Here is a 14419-nt window from a genome sequence, read left to right as displayed (position 1 = left end):
GCCGCTCCCGACTGCAGATCCATCGTTGGTTCGGATTCCGGGAGGGGGCGACATCTCCCCGGACGCGGTGAATGCGGGAACAGGCGTCCGGGCGGCGTCGAACCGCCCGGACGCGTTCACTCGCTCAGCCCGTGAACGTCGTGCTGGCGGCGAGCGTGGTCTGCTTGGGACTGGTCTGCGCGTAGCCGCCCTTGAAATAGCCGAGGGTGTACATGGTGCCGCGCTGGATGTTCCCGCTGGAAAGGTTGAGCCCCCAGTTCCCCTGGTTGGCGTTGCTGCCCAACTGCGCGAACCAGGTGGGCGGCTGGCTGTAGAGCACCGATTGCCCTTGGCCTTGCCACAGTCCGACCCAGTCGCCGTCGTTCTGCGGCGTCATGCCTACCGGCGTGACGTACGAGAACGACACGGAAGTCGCGCCGTAGCTGGTGACGAGGATCGACGGAGCCTGCGTTGGGACGACCGGGTTGGCAGAATGGCCGTCGGTGGCCGGGATGTACACCGAAGCGACGATGTTCTTCACGGCATTCCCCACCGCATAAGCCACCAGGTAGGACTCGGAACTCACTGAGAGCCCCATGAACACGTTCGAGCCGTTTGGCTGGTTGCTGGAGATGAGCTGCGAGTTGAGAGGCTGGGTGTTGACCGGGATCGCCTCCTGCGATGTTTGCCACAGGAAGACGGTGTTGCCGTACGAGTTTGGCTGATTTCCCGCCATCGAGTCGTAGTGGAACGTGATCTGCGTGCCGGTCACGTCTTGCGGCTGAATCAAGAAGCCGGTGGCCAGTGCGTTCTGCGATGGGACGTTGAGTTCTTTAGGCATGATTTCCTCGTAGTTCGAGTGGTTCGGGGGACTACTCTTGATCAAAGGCGAGGATTATTCCCAGGCATTGTTCAATTCGCTCAAATGCCGCCGCATCACGTTGAATGAAGTGTAGAAACGGATTGCCGAAAGCCTAGCTGGAAGAACTGACAGGAGGAGGCAAAAGCGACCGATGCGATTCGCATTCCTGTCGTTCGCGCGGCGCTCGGGTGATGGATGCATCGCACATTTGAATGCCGGCGCAACGTTGGCTATGATCCAGATCGTTGCGGTGCGTCGACGCCGCGGCCACGAAGCGGCGGTGGCGGCAGCTCGGTCACCAGGAACGCATTCGAATGCAACGAATCTGTCCGGGGGGCGGCGTCATGAAGGAAGCGACGAGTATTACGCATGCGCGTCACGCTCTTCAGTCGGGCGAGGTCGGGCAGGTCGGCGTGCTGTACGCGAACGGCTGCTCGATGACCTACGGGTATGAGTTGATCGACGACCCGCAAACGCATGTTTGCCTGGACGATGCTTACCGTGAGGCGCACGCGTGGCCCGGCCGGCTCGCGGTTCGGGTCGGCGCGGAAAAGGTGGTCAACGACAGCATCCCGGGCGGCTCCAACGACCGCATTCTGCGCACGACGATCCAGTGGGTGACCGACTTCCTCGGTGCCGGGGGCGACGCAGCGCGAAGATCGCTGTTGGTGGTGATCGGCTGGTCGGACCCGATGCGCCGCGAGTACTTCGTCGGCGACGAGTGGAAACAGACGATCCCCTATCACGACTACCCGGATCTGCCGGCGCTCGATCGCCTGAACAAGGTCTATCGCGAGGTCGCGTGGAACGATCATGAATCGGCATGCCGATTCGCCACGCAGGCGCTGGCACTACAGGCATTCCTGCAGCACCATCGGGTGCGCTTCCTGTTCTTCGATGCACTGAAGTCGTGCCAGGAAACCTTTGCGGCGGCGCGACAGGCGGTCGCGCACACGCGGGCGCTCAACGCTCGTACGTACCTGCATTTCGGCGACTGCGGCGGCAGCATGGCCTCCATCCTCTCGGCCGAGACCCCGCACTGGAAAGGGCGCCATCCGGCCGAGGACGGACACGACTACTGGGCCGGCGTACTGGCGGGCCACTTGCGACGTGAAGCGTTGCTCGCTCTCGAGCCAGGTGCCGACGCAGCGTTCCGGTCCGCATGGTTCGCGAGGCTGCGTGCGGCGGTTCGCCACCGAAGGGGCGTCGAACGGGGTCCCTTCATTTACCCTTGACCCGACTTGCGAGCGCTCCCGATGGACGACACGATCTACGGAATCAGTTGCCTCGGTCACGACGCCGCGCTGGCTGTGATACGGGGCGACCGCATACTGTTTGCCGCGCATGCCGAGCGCTATTCGAAAATCAAGAACGATGCGCTGCTGAACGATGGGTTGCTCGACGATGCGTTGAGCGTCGCGGGCCCGCCGACACGGATCGTTTTCCACGAGCGTCCGTGGCGAACCCGGGTATGCCATGCGTACGCCGGCCAGTGGCGCAAGGCGCTGGCGCGCTCGCCGATCGCCTACATCCGGTCGTTCGACGCGCTTGCCGGGTGCCCGGTGAGCACCGTCGGCCACCACGAGGCGCATGCCGCCGCCGGCATGTTCACCGCGCCTTTCGACGAAGCCGCGGTCGTCGTGATCGATGCGATTGGCGAATGGGACACGGTTTCGATCTGGCACGGACAGGGCACGCAGCTCCAGCGCGTTTTCGTGCAGCGCTATCCGCATAGCCTCGGTCTCTTCTACGCGGCATTGACGCAGCGTTGCGGCCTCAAGCCCAACGAGGAAGAGTTCATCATGATGGCGATGGCGGCGCTCGGCGAGCCCGTCCATCGCGACGCGATCGTCCGGGAACTGATCCGTCCTCATCCGCGGCATTTTCGGCTCAGGCGCAACGTTCATCGGGGGCTCGGCGGCTGGCATCCGGAGTGGCGCGAGCCGGAGCACATCGCCGCGAGCGCGCAGGCCATCGCCGAGGACGCGTTGCTGAACCTGATGACGTGGGTAGTGACGAAAGTCCCGAGCCGCAATCTGGTGCTCGCCGGCGGCTTTGCGCTGAACTGCGTCGCCAATGAGAAGCTTTGCCGCAGCGGCTTGTTCGACCGGCTCTGGATCATGCCCAATCCGGGCGACGCGGGAAACGCACTGGGTGCGGCGCTGGCGTCCAGCAAGCGCCCGATGCGCTGGGATGGGCCGTATCTCGGGCACGAACTTGGCCGCGGCGCGAACGTTCAGGGTGCACTTGCCGCGTTGCAGGACGGTCGCATCGCCGGTTTTGCGCACGGGCGCGCCGAGTATGGTCCCCGTGCGCTCGGCAACCGCAGCCTGCTCGCCGATCCCCGCGAGCCCCGCATGAAAGATCGCGTGAACGAGGTCAAGCGGCGGGAGCCGTTCCGCCCGTTCGCGCCGGCGATTCCGGCCGAACTGGCCGGCCGGTTCTTCGATCTTCCGGTGCCGGCTTCGCCGTACATGCAGGTCACCGGCCGGTGCCGCTTTCCGGAGCGTTTTCCCGCCGTCTGCCACGTCGACGGGTCAAGCCGGGTACAGACAGTCGACGCCGCACAGAATGCGCCGTTTCATGAACTGCTGATGTCGTTCTACCGCAGTACCGGCTGCCCGATGCTCCTGAACACGAGCCTGAACGTGAAGGGGATGCCGATCGCCAACGATCAAGCGGATATCGATGCGTTTACCCGCGAAACCGGTATCGAGGTGTTCTGATCCATGAAAAAAAACGCACTTCCGTCCGGGTTCGTTCAAACCGTCGATCGGTACGTGTTCCGACGTTTCGGTCTGAGCTTGCGGCCGCTGTCCCATCCGACGCCGCCGATCGAACCCTGGCTGACCGATCCCGGCTTTCTCGCGGTATGGCGGCGCATCGAGGGACGCACGCTGGTCGAGCCGCCGAGTGCCTATCTGCTGCACCTGCTGGCGGCCCATTGCCGCGGCCTGGATGGCGACGTGGCGGAGGTGGGCAGCTATCGCGGCGGCTCGGCCTATTTGCTCGCGACAGGCTCCGCGTGCCCGGTTCACGTGTTCGACACGTTCACCGGTATGCCGCCGACCGATCCCGAGCGGGACATTTTCCGCGAGGGCGACTTCGGCGACACGTCGCTCGACGACGTATCCGAGTTCCTCGCGGGACTGCCGCACGTCACGCTTTACCCCGGCGTATTCCCGCACACCGCGGGCCCGGTCGCCGCGAGAAGCTTCCGCCTGGTGCATGTCGATGTGGACATCTACCGGTCGGTGCTCGACTGCTGCGAGTTCTTTTATCCGCGCATGGTGCCGGGTGGCATTCTGGTCTTCGACGACTACGGCTACCTGAAATGTCCCGGCGCCAGGCTCGCCGTGGACCAGTTCTTTCGCGATCTTCCCGAAACGCCGCTGTACACTCCGAATGGTCAGGCAATCGTCTGCCGGCTGGGCCAATGATCGATCGTGTCGTGCGACGGAAGAGGGGCACGGCTTCTGCGAGACCCATGATGGATTTCCCCTCGTTTGCGGCGGCTTACGACCACTTCAGCCGCGACAACGCCTACAACGAGTTGTATGAGCGGCCCGCGATGCGTGCGCTGCTGCCGGCCGATCTCCGCGGCCTGACGATACTCGACGCCGGTTGCGCCGGCGGGCTTCAGGCCGAATGGATGGCGCAGCGTGGCGCACGCGTCGTTGCAGTCGACTGCGATGCCGACATGACGGCCATCGCGGAACGCCGATTGGCGGGCAGGGCCCGCGTCGTGCGGGCGGATCTCGTGGAGCCGCTCGCCTTCATCGACGACCGTTCGATCGACTACGTGTTCTGTTCGCTGACGCTCCACTATCTACGGGACTGGGGCCCCACGCTAAGCGAATTTCGCCGGGTGCTCGCCGATGGAGGCCGCCTGCTCGTTTCCACCCATCATCCTTGTGCAGATTGCACGTGGGGCGGGACCGACTACTTCGAGATCGAGCAGTTGACCCAGGTGTGGACCGAATTCGGCGACACGCACTATGAGGTCACCTTCTATCGCCGCCCGCTGTCGGAGACGGTGGCGGCATTGCAGCGTGCCGGGTTCCTGCTCGAGCGCGTGGTCGAGCCGAAGCCGCAGCCTGCGATGATGCAGTCGGAGCCAAGGACGTTCGACAAGCTCTCGCGCCAGCCGTGGTTCATCATCTTCGATGCGCTCGCGCGTTAGCGCCGAAGTTAGCGCCGAATGCCGCAGCTCGCCAACTTGCTCACCGCGGTGGCGAGGTCGAACTGGCGCAGCCGCCGCTGGGCGAGCGCGACGAGCCAGGGGTTGACGTCCGCCCCCGGGCGTTGCGCAAGGACGGCGCTCAGTTGTTGCACCTCCGATCCGGGGCCGGCGAGCAAGCAGCCGAGCAGCCACGCGACAGTCGGCCCCCGCGACAGCCCCGCGTCACAATGCACGACTGCGGCACCGGTGCGCCCCTGCAATCGCCGTGCAAAGCCCGGAAGCGCCATGACGTGCACCGATGACGGGCCGGGCTTGCCGTCGACCGCGCACGCATCGTAGCGATCGAGGAATTCGAGTCGCAGCACAGGGCAGCGCAGCGTGTCGATCGCTTCGGGCGCCATCGAGCCGGGGTCGCCGATGCTCACCACGCCCCGCAGCGGATAGTCGTCGGACAGATGCCCCAGCCAGTGAACGAACTCGGCCTTGCCGAACACGAGGACGTCGGATTCCATTAGCCGCACCTGCGCTTCGTTGCCGCGAGAAATGCCGCGACGTCGTCCGGCGTGTGCAGTACGACGAGCCGTATGCCCGTGTGTGCGCCGATTTCGTCGAGCATCGCCGGAACAACGCGGCGGCGGAAGCCAAGGATCAATGCCCAGAAACGCCAGTCCAGCCGCCGCCCGCGGCGATCGCCCGAGTCTGCGACGGCCGCAGGCAGGCTTGCCCGCTCGCCGCGGGCACGTCGCCATCCGCGGACCAGCGCACGCGTCGCGCACCGCCACGTCGGCAAGTCGAGAAATACGACCGTATCGGCCCGCGACAGACGGACGCCGAGGCAGCGACGATAGTTGCCGTCGATCAGCCATGCCGGCTCGCCGACGGCGGCATCGAGACGTGCGAGAAACGCCTGTTCTGCAGGGCGGCGCCATCCGGCTTGCCAGTAGAGATCGTCGAGTTTGACGTGCGGCAGCCGAAGCGTCGCGGCGAGTTGCCATGACAGGGTGGTTTTGCCGCTGCCGGGGCAGCCGAGCACGATGACTCTTCGGGCTGCGCGGTCGAGTCCGGCCCCCGGGCAGATGCCCCACGCTTTTGAAGTCGCGCTATCCATGCGCAAACCGGCCGCGCGACCAGTCATGACGTTGTTGCGGGATGAGATTGCGGTAGGCGGGATTGCTCTGCGGATCGACCAGCCAGCCGCGCGCGATCGCCGCCGTCACTTCTTGCGCAGCATCGACGAGCGACAGGCGAGGACGAAATCCCAGCGTCGCTTCGACGCGCCGCGAAGAGACGCGGTAGGAGCGGGCGTCATGGTTTTCGTCGTCGGCCATGCCGACCGTCACGTCGGCGCCGATGTGGCCGGCGATCGCGTGTGCCGAATCGGCGAGCGTCCGGTTGCCGTATGCCGCATTGAACACACGGCCCGCAGCGGCCTCGGCCGGTATTTCCAGCAAGCGCGTGTACAGCGTAACCAGATCGGCCAACGCAATGAACGGGCGATACCGATCCCCGCCGCGGACGACGATCCGGCGCGCGACGCAGCCGTCCGTCGCAAAGCGGTTGAAGGTCAGGTCGAGGCGCTGGCGGCGGGCATAGCCGCACACCGTTGCCGCGCGCACGCCGATGGGGTAGAAGCCGCACCGATCGGCATCGAAAAGCAGCCGTTCGCAAGCTACCTTGTGTACCGCATAGTCAGTCAGCGGGTTCGGCTCGCAGCGTTCGTCGACCTCGTCGCCTTGCCGTTCTGTCGCCCCGTAGACGCTGCACGAGGATGCCAGCACGAAACGCTCGACGCCGCACGACAACGCCACATCGAGCACGACCTTGAAGCCGCCCAGGTTGACGTCCTCGCAGAGGGCGGGTGACAGACGGAAGCCCGGATCGTTAGACAGGAACGCAAGATGAATCACGGCCTGTTGTCCCCGGATCGCGTCCCGCACGCGGCGGACGTCGCGGATATCTCCGATGATCATGCGCAGCGACGGGTGGGCGTCGAGCGTGTCGCCGCCGAACACGCACGCGTCGTAGACGGTCACGTCGTGACCATTTGCGAGCAAGGCCGGAATCAGGCGGCTCCCGATGTAGCCGGCGCCGCCGGTCACGAGAACGCGCATCAGCCGTGCCTCCACGTTGGCCGCCAGGTCTCGATCTGCAACGTCAAACGAAGCGACGCCGCAGCGGGCGACACGGCATTCACGCCGTGCCAGGAGAGGGCGTCTGGCACCAGCAGCAGCGCGTTTCCGACGACCGGCAGGACACGCTCGAATGCGTCGAAGCGGCCGTCCAGCCGACGCCGGTACAGGCAGAGCTCGCCGCCCCATTCCGGTTGCCACGCGGGACTGAAATAGATCACGTTGGTGGTCGCCTTCGTCAAATGGTCCGTATGAATCGAAATGTCGTTGCCGCTCGCGAAGACGAAGAAGCCGATGTCCATCTCATAGTCGTCGATGGATTCCGCGGTCAGGTCGCCGAGCAGCTTGCGATACGCCGGCCCCGTCAGCACCGAGAGGAACGCCTGCCATGCAGGGCTCAGGCTGTCGAACGACGGCAAGCAGCGATTTTTCTCGATCGCCGTGCGGACCAGAAAATTGTAGGTCTTGCTGCCGCCGCTCTTTCGCTCGCTGCGCACGAAGCCGTCCGTCGGGAACTCGGCCGCGAGACGCTGTGCCATGGCGGGCGGAATGGCGTTGCGCCAGATCGAGAAGCGAAACGGCTCGGTGGCGAGTGGCGCACCGCGTATCGCGTCGAAGTCGAGGTACGCGCCGACCGTCATGATGACGCCCCTGTGCCGGGGGCAACGATCTCGGGACAACGCGGACCATACTCGACGATGGGCGCGCTGCCGGGCACCACCGGTTTTTGCCGCATGACCTGGATTTCCGCAAAAGGTGCGGATTGCGACATCGCGGCGTCCCAGACGAGACGGGCGACGACGCCCGCATCAAGAAAGCCGGTCAGATCCTGCGGCGCTTTCTCCCAGAACGTCGGCACGTTGAGGCCACCCGGATTGACCAGCGTCACGCGCGAGCCTGGGCGGTCGCGCACCAGCTCGACGGCGAGGTTGCGCGTGAATGCAGCCTGCGCTGCCTTGAGCGCGCAATAGAGCGCCTCGTCTTCACGCAGCCGCCATGACGACACGGACCCGATGGTGACCAGATTGAAGGGGCCGGCCTGATGACGCAGGAAACGTCGCAGGAACTGAATGGGACCACGAAGGTGCAGGTCGATGTACAGGTCGATGTCGTCGGCTGAGGTTCGGGCGAGCGGCGCCTTCAGGAAAGCGCCGGCTATCCAGAAGAACCAGCCGACAGGATGTTCGGGCAGCGGCGCGTGCGCCACGCTATCGGGGATCTGCAGATCGAGTACATGGAGCGTCGCGCCCTGCGGCGCGTCGGCGATCGCCCCCGGTTGATCGGCACTGCGCCCGTATATGACGGGAGCGATGCGTCGCCGAACCGAGTCGCGTGCAAGTTCGAGCCCAAGCCCTTTCGTCGCTCCGAGCAGCAGCGCGGATGTCATCGCGAATGTCCTCGTCTCTTTCAGGCGGTTGACGGAGCGGCGTGTTCCGCCGATACCAGATGATCCGGCGGCAGCCATTCGACGCGTGCGCCGAGGCGCTGCAACGCAGACGGAAGATCGGGATATCCGCGCGCCAAGTGGTGGGCATTGCGCACGATCGTCGTGCCGGGTATGCCCAATGCGGCGACCGTGAGCACCGCGGCAGCGCGCAGGTCGTCGGCGACGACCGTCTGCCCCGTTTCGGCCAGCGACGATGGCGTCACGACAATGGCGTTCTGATCCTGAACGATGCGTGCGCCGAGGCGGTTCAATTCATTGGCGTACGAAAAGCGCTTTTTCCAGACGAGCTCGCGAATGTGCGACGGACCGTCGGCGCGCAACAGCATCAGCGCGAAAAACGGCTGATGATCGGAATAGATGCCCGCACTCGTGACTTCGATATCCGTCGCGCGCAGCCGCCGGGCGGGCCCGACGACGAGTTCGCTGTCGCGCCATTCGAGCGGCACGTCCATTGCATTGAGCAAGGACAGCTCGGCGGCAAGCCCGCTGCGCAGGCGCTCGGTCGTGAGGCCGCGCAGGGTAAGCGGTACGCGGCAGTGTTGAGCGAGCGCAATATACGTCATCACCTCGCTGAGGCAGGAGACGAGGTGATGGCGTACCGGATGCCGGTCGGAGGCGGCGCAACGGCTCACGGTCACGTCGTCGCCGTCGACACGCACATCGAAACCCGCTTTGAGCAAGAACGCCAGCAACTCGGTGACGTCCGGCTTGCGGTAGAAATTTCGAATGCGCGTCTCGCCGTCGCGAACGCATGCCGCAGCGAGAATTGCCGTCTTCGTCGCACCGGACACCAGCGGCCCGGTCAGCACATCGGCACGGTCCGAATAGTCCATGAAGTCGATTTCGCATGCATGGAAGCCGCCGGCCGTGCCGTCGATAACGTGGTCACGCGACTCGACCCGCGCGCCGAAGCGCTCCAGTACCGACAACATGTGGTGTACCGGACGCTGGGGGCCGGCGCCGCTTCCGTCCAGCGCGCAACCGCCGCTTTCGCGGAGTCTCACTGCGCCGAACCGCCCGAGCAACACGGGCAGCAAATAGAGCACGCCGTGCACGCGGCGGCTCAACGACTCCGGAATGACCGGCGGTCGAAACTCGCGCGTGTCGATGTGCAACACCCCGGCATCCAACTGCGCAAGGCCGCCCCCGTCGCGAATGATTTGGCATAGCACCGCGACGTCTTCGATATCCGGCACGTTGCTCAGAACGACCGGGCGATTCAGTGCGATCGACGCGGCGATCAGCCCCACCGCGGCGTGCTTGTAGCCGCTCACAGTCAACGGGACCGGGCGCAGCGCCGACGAAGTGACGTGCAAATCGGACGGTGTTGTCATTGTGCAGGCTCCCGTGTGCTGACGAATTTTTGCAGTTCGGCGCGAACCCTGTTCATGATTTCCGCGTCGGAGACGGTCATTCTCAGGCAGCCGCGCAGGCCCGCCGGGCCTTGGCGAAAATGCCGGACGACGATGAGTCGCGTGGCCAGGTGCTCGGCCACCGCATCGGCGACTTCCGCGGACCCCGTGTCGAGCAGCAGAAAGTTCGCCGACGACGGTGGGACGCGCCAGTGACGGAATGTATGCCGGATGTCCGTCGCGAATCGATTTCGGACGGCATCGACCAGTGAGCGTTGCGCGCCCACTTCGTCCGGTCGAGCCATGCAGTACGACAGAAACCCGGTCGCGATCGCGCTCACACCATTGACGCCGCAGCCGCGGCGCAAGTGCGCGATGATGCGGCTGTCCGCGATCGCGAGGCCCAGTCGCAGCCCCGCCATGCCGCAAGACTTGGAGAAACTGCGAACGATGACCACGCCTTCGTAGCGATCCAACAGCGATCGGTGCGGAATCACGCCGAACGGCGCATAAGCCTCGTCGATGACCAGCACATGGTTGTGCTGCGCGCACAGATCGCACAGCGATGCCATTTCGGAAAGAGGAATCGACGTTCCGGTGAACCCGTTCGGGCTGGTGACGACGACGAGCGCCGGCGGGCTCGCGCTCAGCAGCGGCTGCGCGAGATCGGCCACCGTTTCGCCCCACTGGTCGGCTGGATGTCGAAGCGCAATGATCTGGCATCCCGCCATGGATGCGTAGTAACGGTAGTTGGGATAGTTCGGCTCCTGCAGGATGACGCGTCCGCATGCACGGCCGAGCAGACTCAGAATAGTGCGAATGGCGCCGTCGGAGCCGGCATCGAATGCGACGTTCGAGTCGCGAACGCCATAGAACGCCGCAGTCTCGTCGATGTGACGAGGCCAGTCAGGGTAGCGCGTCGCGACAGTTTCAGGCGCAGCATCGAGATAGCGGCGGAACAGTGTGCGCAGCCCGGCAAGGTCCGATTCGTTGCTCGACAAATTGACGACGTGCCGGTAGTCCGCTTTCTGCTTGAGGTCGAGCGCCGACACGCGCGGATCGAAGAACGGCGACGGGTCGAACGGAAACGCGGGCAGGGCAGTGGCGGGCGCATTGCCCGACGCCAGTTCAGTCACCGTATGCCTCCTGCTTGCGCGGTATCGCGTCCATCACGCGGGTCGGCATCGTGTCGCGCCCGAAGAATAGCTGGTAGTAGGCAGCGCGCGCGTCTCCGTCGGGATGCGCGTCGACGAACAACTGGCGGTTGTAGCGAGCTGCGGCCTCGCCGCTCATGTCGGCCGTCATCAGGTGATAGGGCGTGTAGATCGAGGTCCGCAGGCGCGCGCCGGCATCGCGAACGGCATCGACCGTGGTGCGTACGCCGGCGAGCGAATCGCCGGGCAATCCGAGTATGACGAAGCAGTTGAGCTCCACGCCGGCCTCGCGGCACCACGCGGCGAGACGGTCGAATTCGGCCTGCTGCGTCTGCTTGAGCACCGGCAGCCCGCGGGACGCGGCGGGCTCGAGAGATTCGAGGCCGATGCTGATTCGCACGCAGCCCGCCCTTGCCATCAATGCCACTCTGTCCCGGTCGAGGTGACGCAGCGTCGTCACGCACTTCCAGGGCCACGGACTGCCCTCGTCAATCATCTTCTCGCACAATTCCTGTAGCCAGCTTGCCTTGAGCGTGAACGTGGGAGCGTAGAAGCTGACGTACTCGAAAGGCTTGCGACTGAACGCGTCGCGTATGTACGTCAGCGTGCGCGTGACGCTCAGTCGTCTTTCGCTCGTTCCCTGGAGCGTCGGCACATCGCAGAATGCACATCCGACCGGACAGCCGCGTGCGACCGGCACGACGAGCTCAAGCCGATCGGGGATGCCGCAGAATTTGTGCAGGTCGTCGAGGTAGAGGCGACTGTACGTTTCATGCGGGATTTCGGCGACGTCGGGCAACACCCACTCTTCGGCGGGCAGTGCGATGCCGGTGCCTGGCGCCGAATACGTGCCGTCCGGACGACGTACGGCGACCCCGTTGACCGTGCGATCGGCACCCATCGAACTCGCATAAGCCAATGCCGCCGCTTCCGGATCGCCACCGGCATGTATGGCGTCGAGGTCGAAACGTTCGAAATATCCCGGTAGTCGCGAGCTCAGGCGACCCACTGTCATGATGCGCGCGCTCGGGCTCAGCTCCCGAACATAGGCGATCGTGCGCGCGAATGTATCGATGCCGTCGAAGTCGTTGACCAGGATCACCAAATCGAAGCCAGGGACGAGTATCTCGCCCAGTGCGCGCCACGTCAGGTTGAGCGATCCGCCATCGACGCATTTGACTTCTGCGTTGTTCAGCCGCTCGCGCAGGAACGCGCCTGTCATGAACACCGGCAGATGATGACCGGCATTGAAATAGCTGGGAACTTGCGGCGGAATGAGACAAAGAATCTTCATGGCGTGAGTCCGTTTTGGCCGTTCGCATAGTGATGCCGGATCGATCGCAGATCGTCGGCGGCGACTCCGCTTCGTGTCAGATAACCGCCGACGCCTCCGTGGTCGGTGTTCAGTTCGCAGATGACTTGTCGCATGGTTTCCGCTCGGGTCAGCAATCGAACCGCATAGTCGTCGCGCGTTTCGCCCTTGCTTTCCCAATGCGCGCGAAACCGGTCGAGACGACGGAGCAGGTACGGGCCGCTGCGTTGATAATCCTGCGCGATGACCTCGGCGCTCGCGCCGCACGCGTGCAACAACAGCATGGCGACAAGGCCTGTCCTGTCCTTGCCGGCGTGGCATCCGAACAGGAACGGCACGCCTTTCATCGAGGCAATGCACGAAAAGAGTTCCGCTACGCGCAGCTGCATACTTTCGAGAATTGCCAGGTAGTAGCGTACATACGCGTCGCTCCCCGGACGCCGGACGACAATGGCGGACTGGTCGTTCGACGCGATCGCACAGGTTGTAATCGCGATACCGGCGGCGCGAAGCGCGGTGGCGTCTCCGTGGCGTTGCCGCTCGCCGGAGGTTCGCAAGTCGATATAGCGGGAAATCTCGAACTCGTCCCGCAGCCTTCGCGCGCCATCGAAATCAATGGCTGTTACGTCGCCCGTCCGATAGATGCCGTGGCACACTCCCGCGCCGTCCGCCAGCGCGCGGAAATTGACGCCAATCTCGTGCGCCGTTACCACCGGGGCGGCGACGTGCCGTGCGTCGGTCATGCGGATCTTCGCGCGTGATTGACCGCGGACCATGTCGTGTCCTTGGCGCCTAGCGAACGGGAAGATCCTTCGAGGTCGTACCTGGGTGATAGAAGTTGATGGTCAGCGTGTTGCGCGAATCAGGGGCCGTGGAGCTGATTGGCGTGATGTTGTGCCACGATACCGGCGAGCGGGCGATGAATACCGACAGGCCGAACCTGGGAAGCACTTCGAAAGCGACGTCGGACTCGTTTTCCGATGCCAGGATCTGAAGCTTGCCGCCATCCTCCGCCGTCCAGCCGTGATTGAGGTAGATCACGTGGGTGAGCAGTTTCGGCTCGCTGTCAAGGTGCATCCGAAGTTCGGTCGCCGCGTCGGACCGCCACAATGCCGCATCCATCGGCGAGCCTTCGAGATCAATGCCCGTCGCGTTCGACACGGCATTGCGGTACGCGGAACTTGTCAGGTCGCTGGCCAGCTCGCGATAGGCATCGGACAGCTCTTCGCCGCGATAGGCATCCTGGGCATCGAGTTCGACGAGCGGCCGGCGCAAGTAGCGGCCGCTCAGATACCGCCTGTAACGGAACGAATCGATCGGAAATTCATCGCACATCTGCACGCCTTGTTGATCGGCGGACAACAGGCCGTCGGCAATCCCCCATTTAAACGGGAACTCAAACACCTTTGCATTCGATATTGCACCAAGGTTTATCATGATATTCCTTCCCAAAGAAGTTTTATTTATGGTTAATTCCATTGCGTCGCACCAATATCTGGCAGCGACAGCCCGTCAAATAAACGCTGTACCCCGGCGTTTGTCTCAACATTCCTCCATTTTTTTCCGGCTATGGAAAATATCATTCCGTGAAGCCCGAACCGGATTGCAACACGCATAGTGATCTTGATAGGTTACTTCGACCGGAATGTCAAACATCCGATAGTGACTGCCTTGGACAAGTCGTAACGCATGGAAACCCAGCATGCGACGCTTAAACCCCATGCGGGGCGGACATTCTTCCGCCATGCGCGTTGTCGACTCATGTTCAGTGGCCTGTCAAGCGCTTGGCGGCGTCGACCGGAATTCGCGCATTTTCTGTCAATATTTATTTCCAGCGTCGCTTTAAAACGGGGCTTTTACGCGTTCCGTCGCTGACTTTGCCAATCACCGGGGCGCATCGGAAAATAAGCAGCCCCGATCCTGCGGAATTTCCATTTTTTTAGTTAATTGGGGGGAATATTTCGAATTGAGCGGCCGGTCGCATGCTGGATGCATGGTGAC

15 protein-coding genes are annotated in these 14419 nt (G+C 63.9%); 4 read left to right on the top strand and 11 right to left on the bottom strand.

The genetic code is table 11. The annotated features are described in order from the left end of the window. Positions 1-124 precede the first annotated feature (124 nt). A complete protein-coding gene (locus OEJ37_RS01765; protein WP_174418806.1) occupies positions 125-820 on the bottom strand; it encodes a hypothetical protein in 696 nt (231 codons plus the stop codon). 335 nt (positions 821-1155) lie between these two features. On the opposite strand from OEJ37_RS01765, the gene OEJ37_RS01760 reads away from it, so the two are divergent. The 4 genes from OEJ37_RS01760 to OEJ37_RS01745 are packed head-to-tail and all read left to right on the top strand — an operon-like array spanning position 1156 to position 5024. Beyond that, positions 1156-2076, top strand: coding sequence for a DUF6071 family protein (locus OEJ37_RS01760; protein WP_263342986.1), 921 nt, complete (start codon positions 1156-1158; stop codon positions 2074-2076). A 21-nt stretch (positions 2077-2097) separates the two neighbouring features. Then, positions 2098-3567: a carbamoyltransferase gene (locus tag OEJ37_RS01755; RefSeq protein ID WP_175919748.1), complete on the top strand. Its 1470-nt coding sequence runs from the start codon at positions 2098-2100 to the stop codon at positions 3565-3567. A gap of 3 nt (positions 3568-3570) precedes the next feature. Continuing rightward, positions 3571-4281, top strand: coding sequence for a TylF/MycF/NovP-related O-methyltransferase (locus OEJ37_RS01750; RefSeq protein ID WP_175919747.1), 711 nt, complete (start codon positions 3571-3573; stop codon positions 4279-4281). A gap of 47 nt (positions 4282-4328) precedes the next feature. Beyond that, positions 4329-5024 carry a class I SAM-dependent methyltransferase gene (locus OEJ37_RS01745; protein WP_174418802.1) on the top strand — a complete coding sequence of 232 codons (696 nt, stop codon included), beginning with the start codon at positions 4329-4331 and terminating at the stop codon, positions 5022-5024. A gap of 8 nt (positions 5025-5032) precedes the next feature. Here the strand turns inward: OEJ37_RS01745 and OEJ37_RS01740 are convergent, their stop codons facing one another. Genes OEJ37_RS01740 through OEJ37_RS01695 form a run of 10 tightly spaced genes read right to left on the bottom strand, consistent with a single transcriptional unit; the run spans position 5033 to position 13855 of the window. Next, on the bottom strand, positions 5033-5536 hold the full coding sequence (locus OEJ37_RS01740; protein WP_174418801.1) for a hypothetical protein: 504 nt from the start codon (positions 5534-5536) through the stop codon (positions 5033-5035). Next, on the bottom strand, positions 5536-6132 hold the full coding sequence (locus OEJ37_RS01735; RefSeq protein WP_263342982.1) for a hypothetical protein: 597 nt from the start codon (positions 6130-6132) through the stop codon (positions 5536-5538). The genes OEJ37_RS01740 and OEJ37_RS01735 overlap by 1 nt, the downstream gene beginning before the upstream one ends. Continuing rightward, positions 6125-7135, bottom strand: a complete 1011-nt coding sequence (locus OEJ37_RS01730) for an NAD-dependent epimerase/dehydratase family protein (protein WP_175919745.1) — start codon at positions 7133-7135, stop codon at positions 6125-6127. The genes OEJ37_RS01735 and OEJ37_RS01730 overlap by 8 nt, the downstream gene beginning before the upstream one ends. Continuing rightward, positions 7135-7794, bottom strand: coding sequence for a 2OG-Fe(II) oxygenase family protein (locus OEJ37_RS01725; protein WP_263342981.1), 660 nt, complete (start codon positions 7792-7794; stop codon positions 7135-7137). Before OEJ37_RS01725 ends, OEJ37_RS01730 begins: the two co-directional genes overlap by 1 nt. Further along, positions 7791-8540: an SDR family NAD(P)-dependent oxidoreductase gene (locus tag OEJ37_RS01720; protein WP_263342980.1), complete on the bottom strand. Its 750-nt coding sequence runs from the start codon at positions 8538-8540 to the stop codon at positions 7791-7793. The genes OEJ37_RS01725 and OEJ37_RS01720 overlap by 4 nt, the downstream gene beginning before the upstream one ends. A gap of 20 nt (positions 8541-8560) precedes the next feature. Further along, positions 8561-9934, bottom strand: a complete 1374-nt coding sequence (locus OEJ37_RS01715) for a hypothetical protein (protein WP_263342979.1) — start codon at positions 9932-9934, stop codon at positions 8561-8563. After that, positions 9931-11088 carry a pyridoxal phosphate-dependent aminotransferase gene (locus OEJ37_RS01710; protein ID WP_174418795.1) on the bottom strand — a complete coding sequence of 386 codons (1158 nt, stop codon included), beginning with the start codon at positions 11086-11088 and terminating at the stop codon, positions 9931-9933. Before OEJ37_RS01710 ends, OEJ37_RS01715 begins: the two co-directional genes overlap by 4 nt. Then, positions 11081-12400: a B12-binding domain-containing radical SAM protein gene (locus OEJ37_RS01705; RefSeq protein ID WP_263342976.1), complete on the bottom strand. Its 1320-nt coding sequence runs from the start codon at positions 12398-12400 to the stop codon at positions 11081-11083. Before OEJ37_RS01705 ends, OEJ37_RS01710 begins: the two co-directional genes overlap by 8 nt. Next, entirely contained in the window at positions 12397-13194 is a 798-nt protein-coding gene (locus OEJ37_RS01700) for a tyrosine-protein phosphatase (protein WP_263342975.1), read from the bottom strand. The genes OEJ37_RS01705 and OEJ37_RS01700 overlap by 4 nt, the downstream gene beginning before the upstream one ends. Before the next feature lie 16 nt (positions 13195-13210). Further along, positions 13211-13855 carry a 2OG-Fe(II) oxygenase gene (locus tag OEJ37_RS01695; protein ID WP_174418792.1) on the bottom strand — a complete coding sequence of 215 codons (645 nt, stop codon included), beginning with the start codon at positions 13853-13855 and terminating at the stop codon, positions 13211-13213. Positions 13856-14419 lie beyond the last annotated feature (564 nt).

The sequence above is a fragment of the Burkholderia sp. BKH01 genome, from assembly GCF_025685725.1.
GTDB classification, from domain to species: domain Bacteria; phylum Pseudomonadota; class Gammaproteobacteria; order Burkholderiales; family Burkholderiaceae; genus Burkholderia; species Burkholderia pyrrocinia_C.
This window is presented reverse-complemented; position numbering and strand designations above follow the sequence as displayed.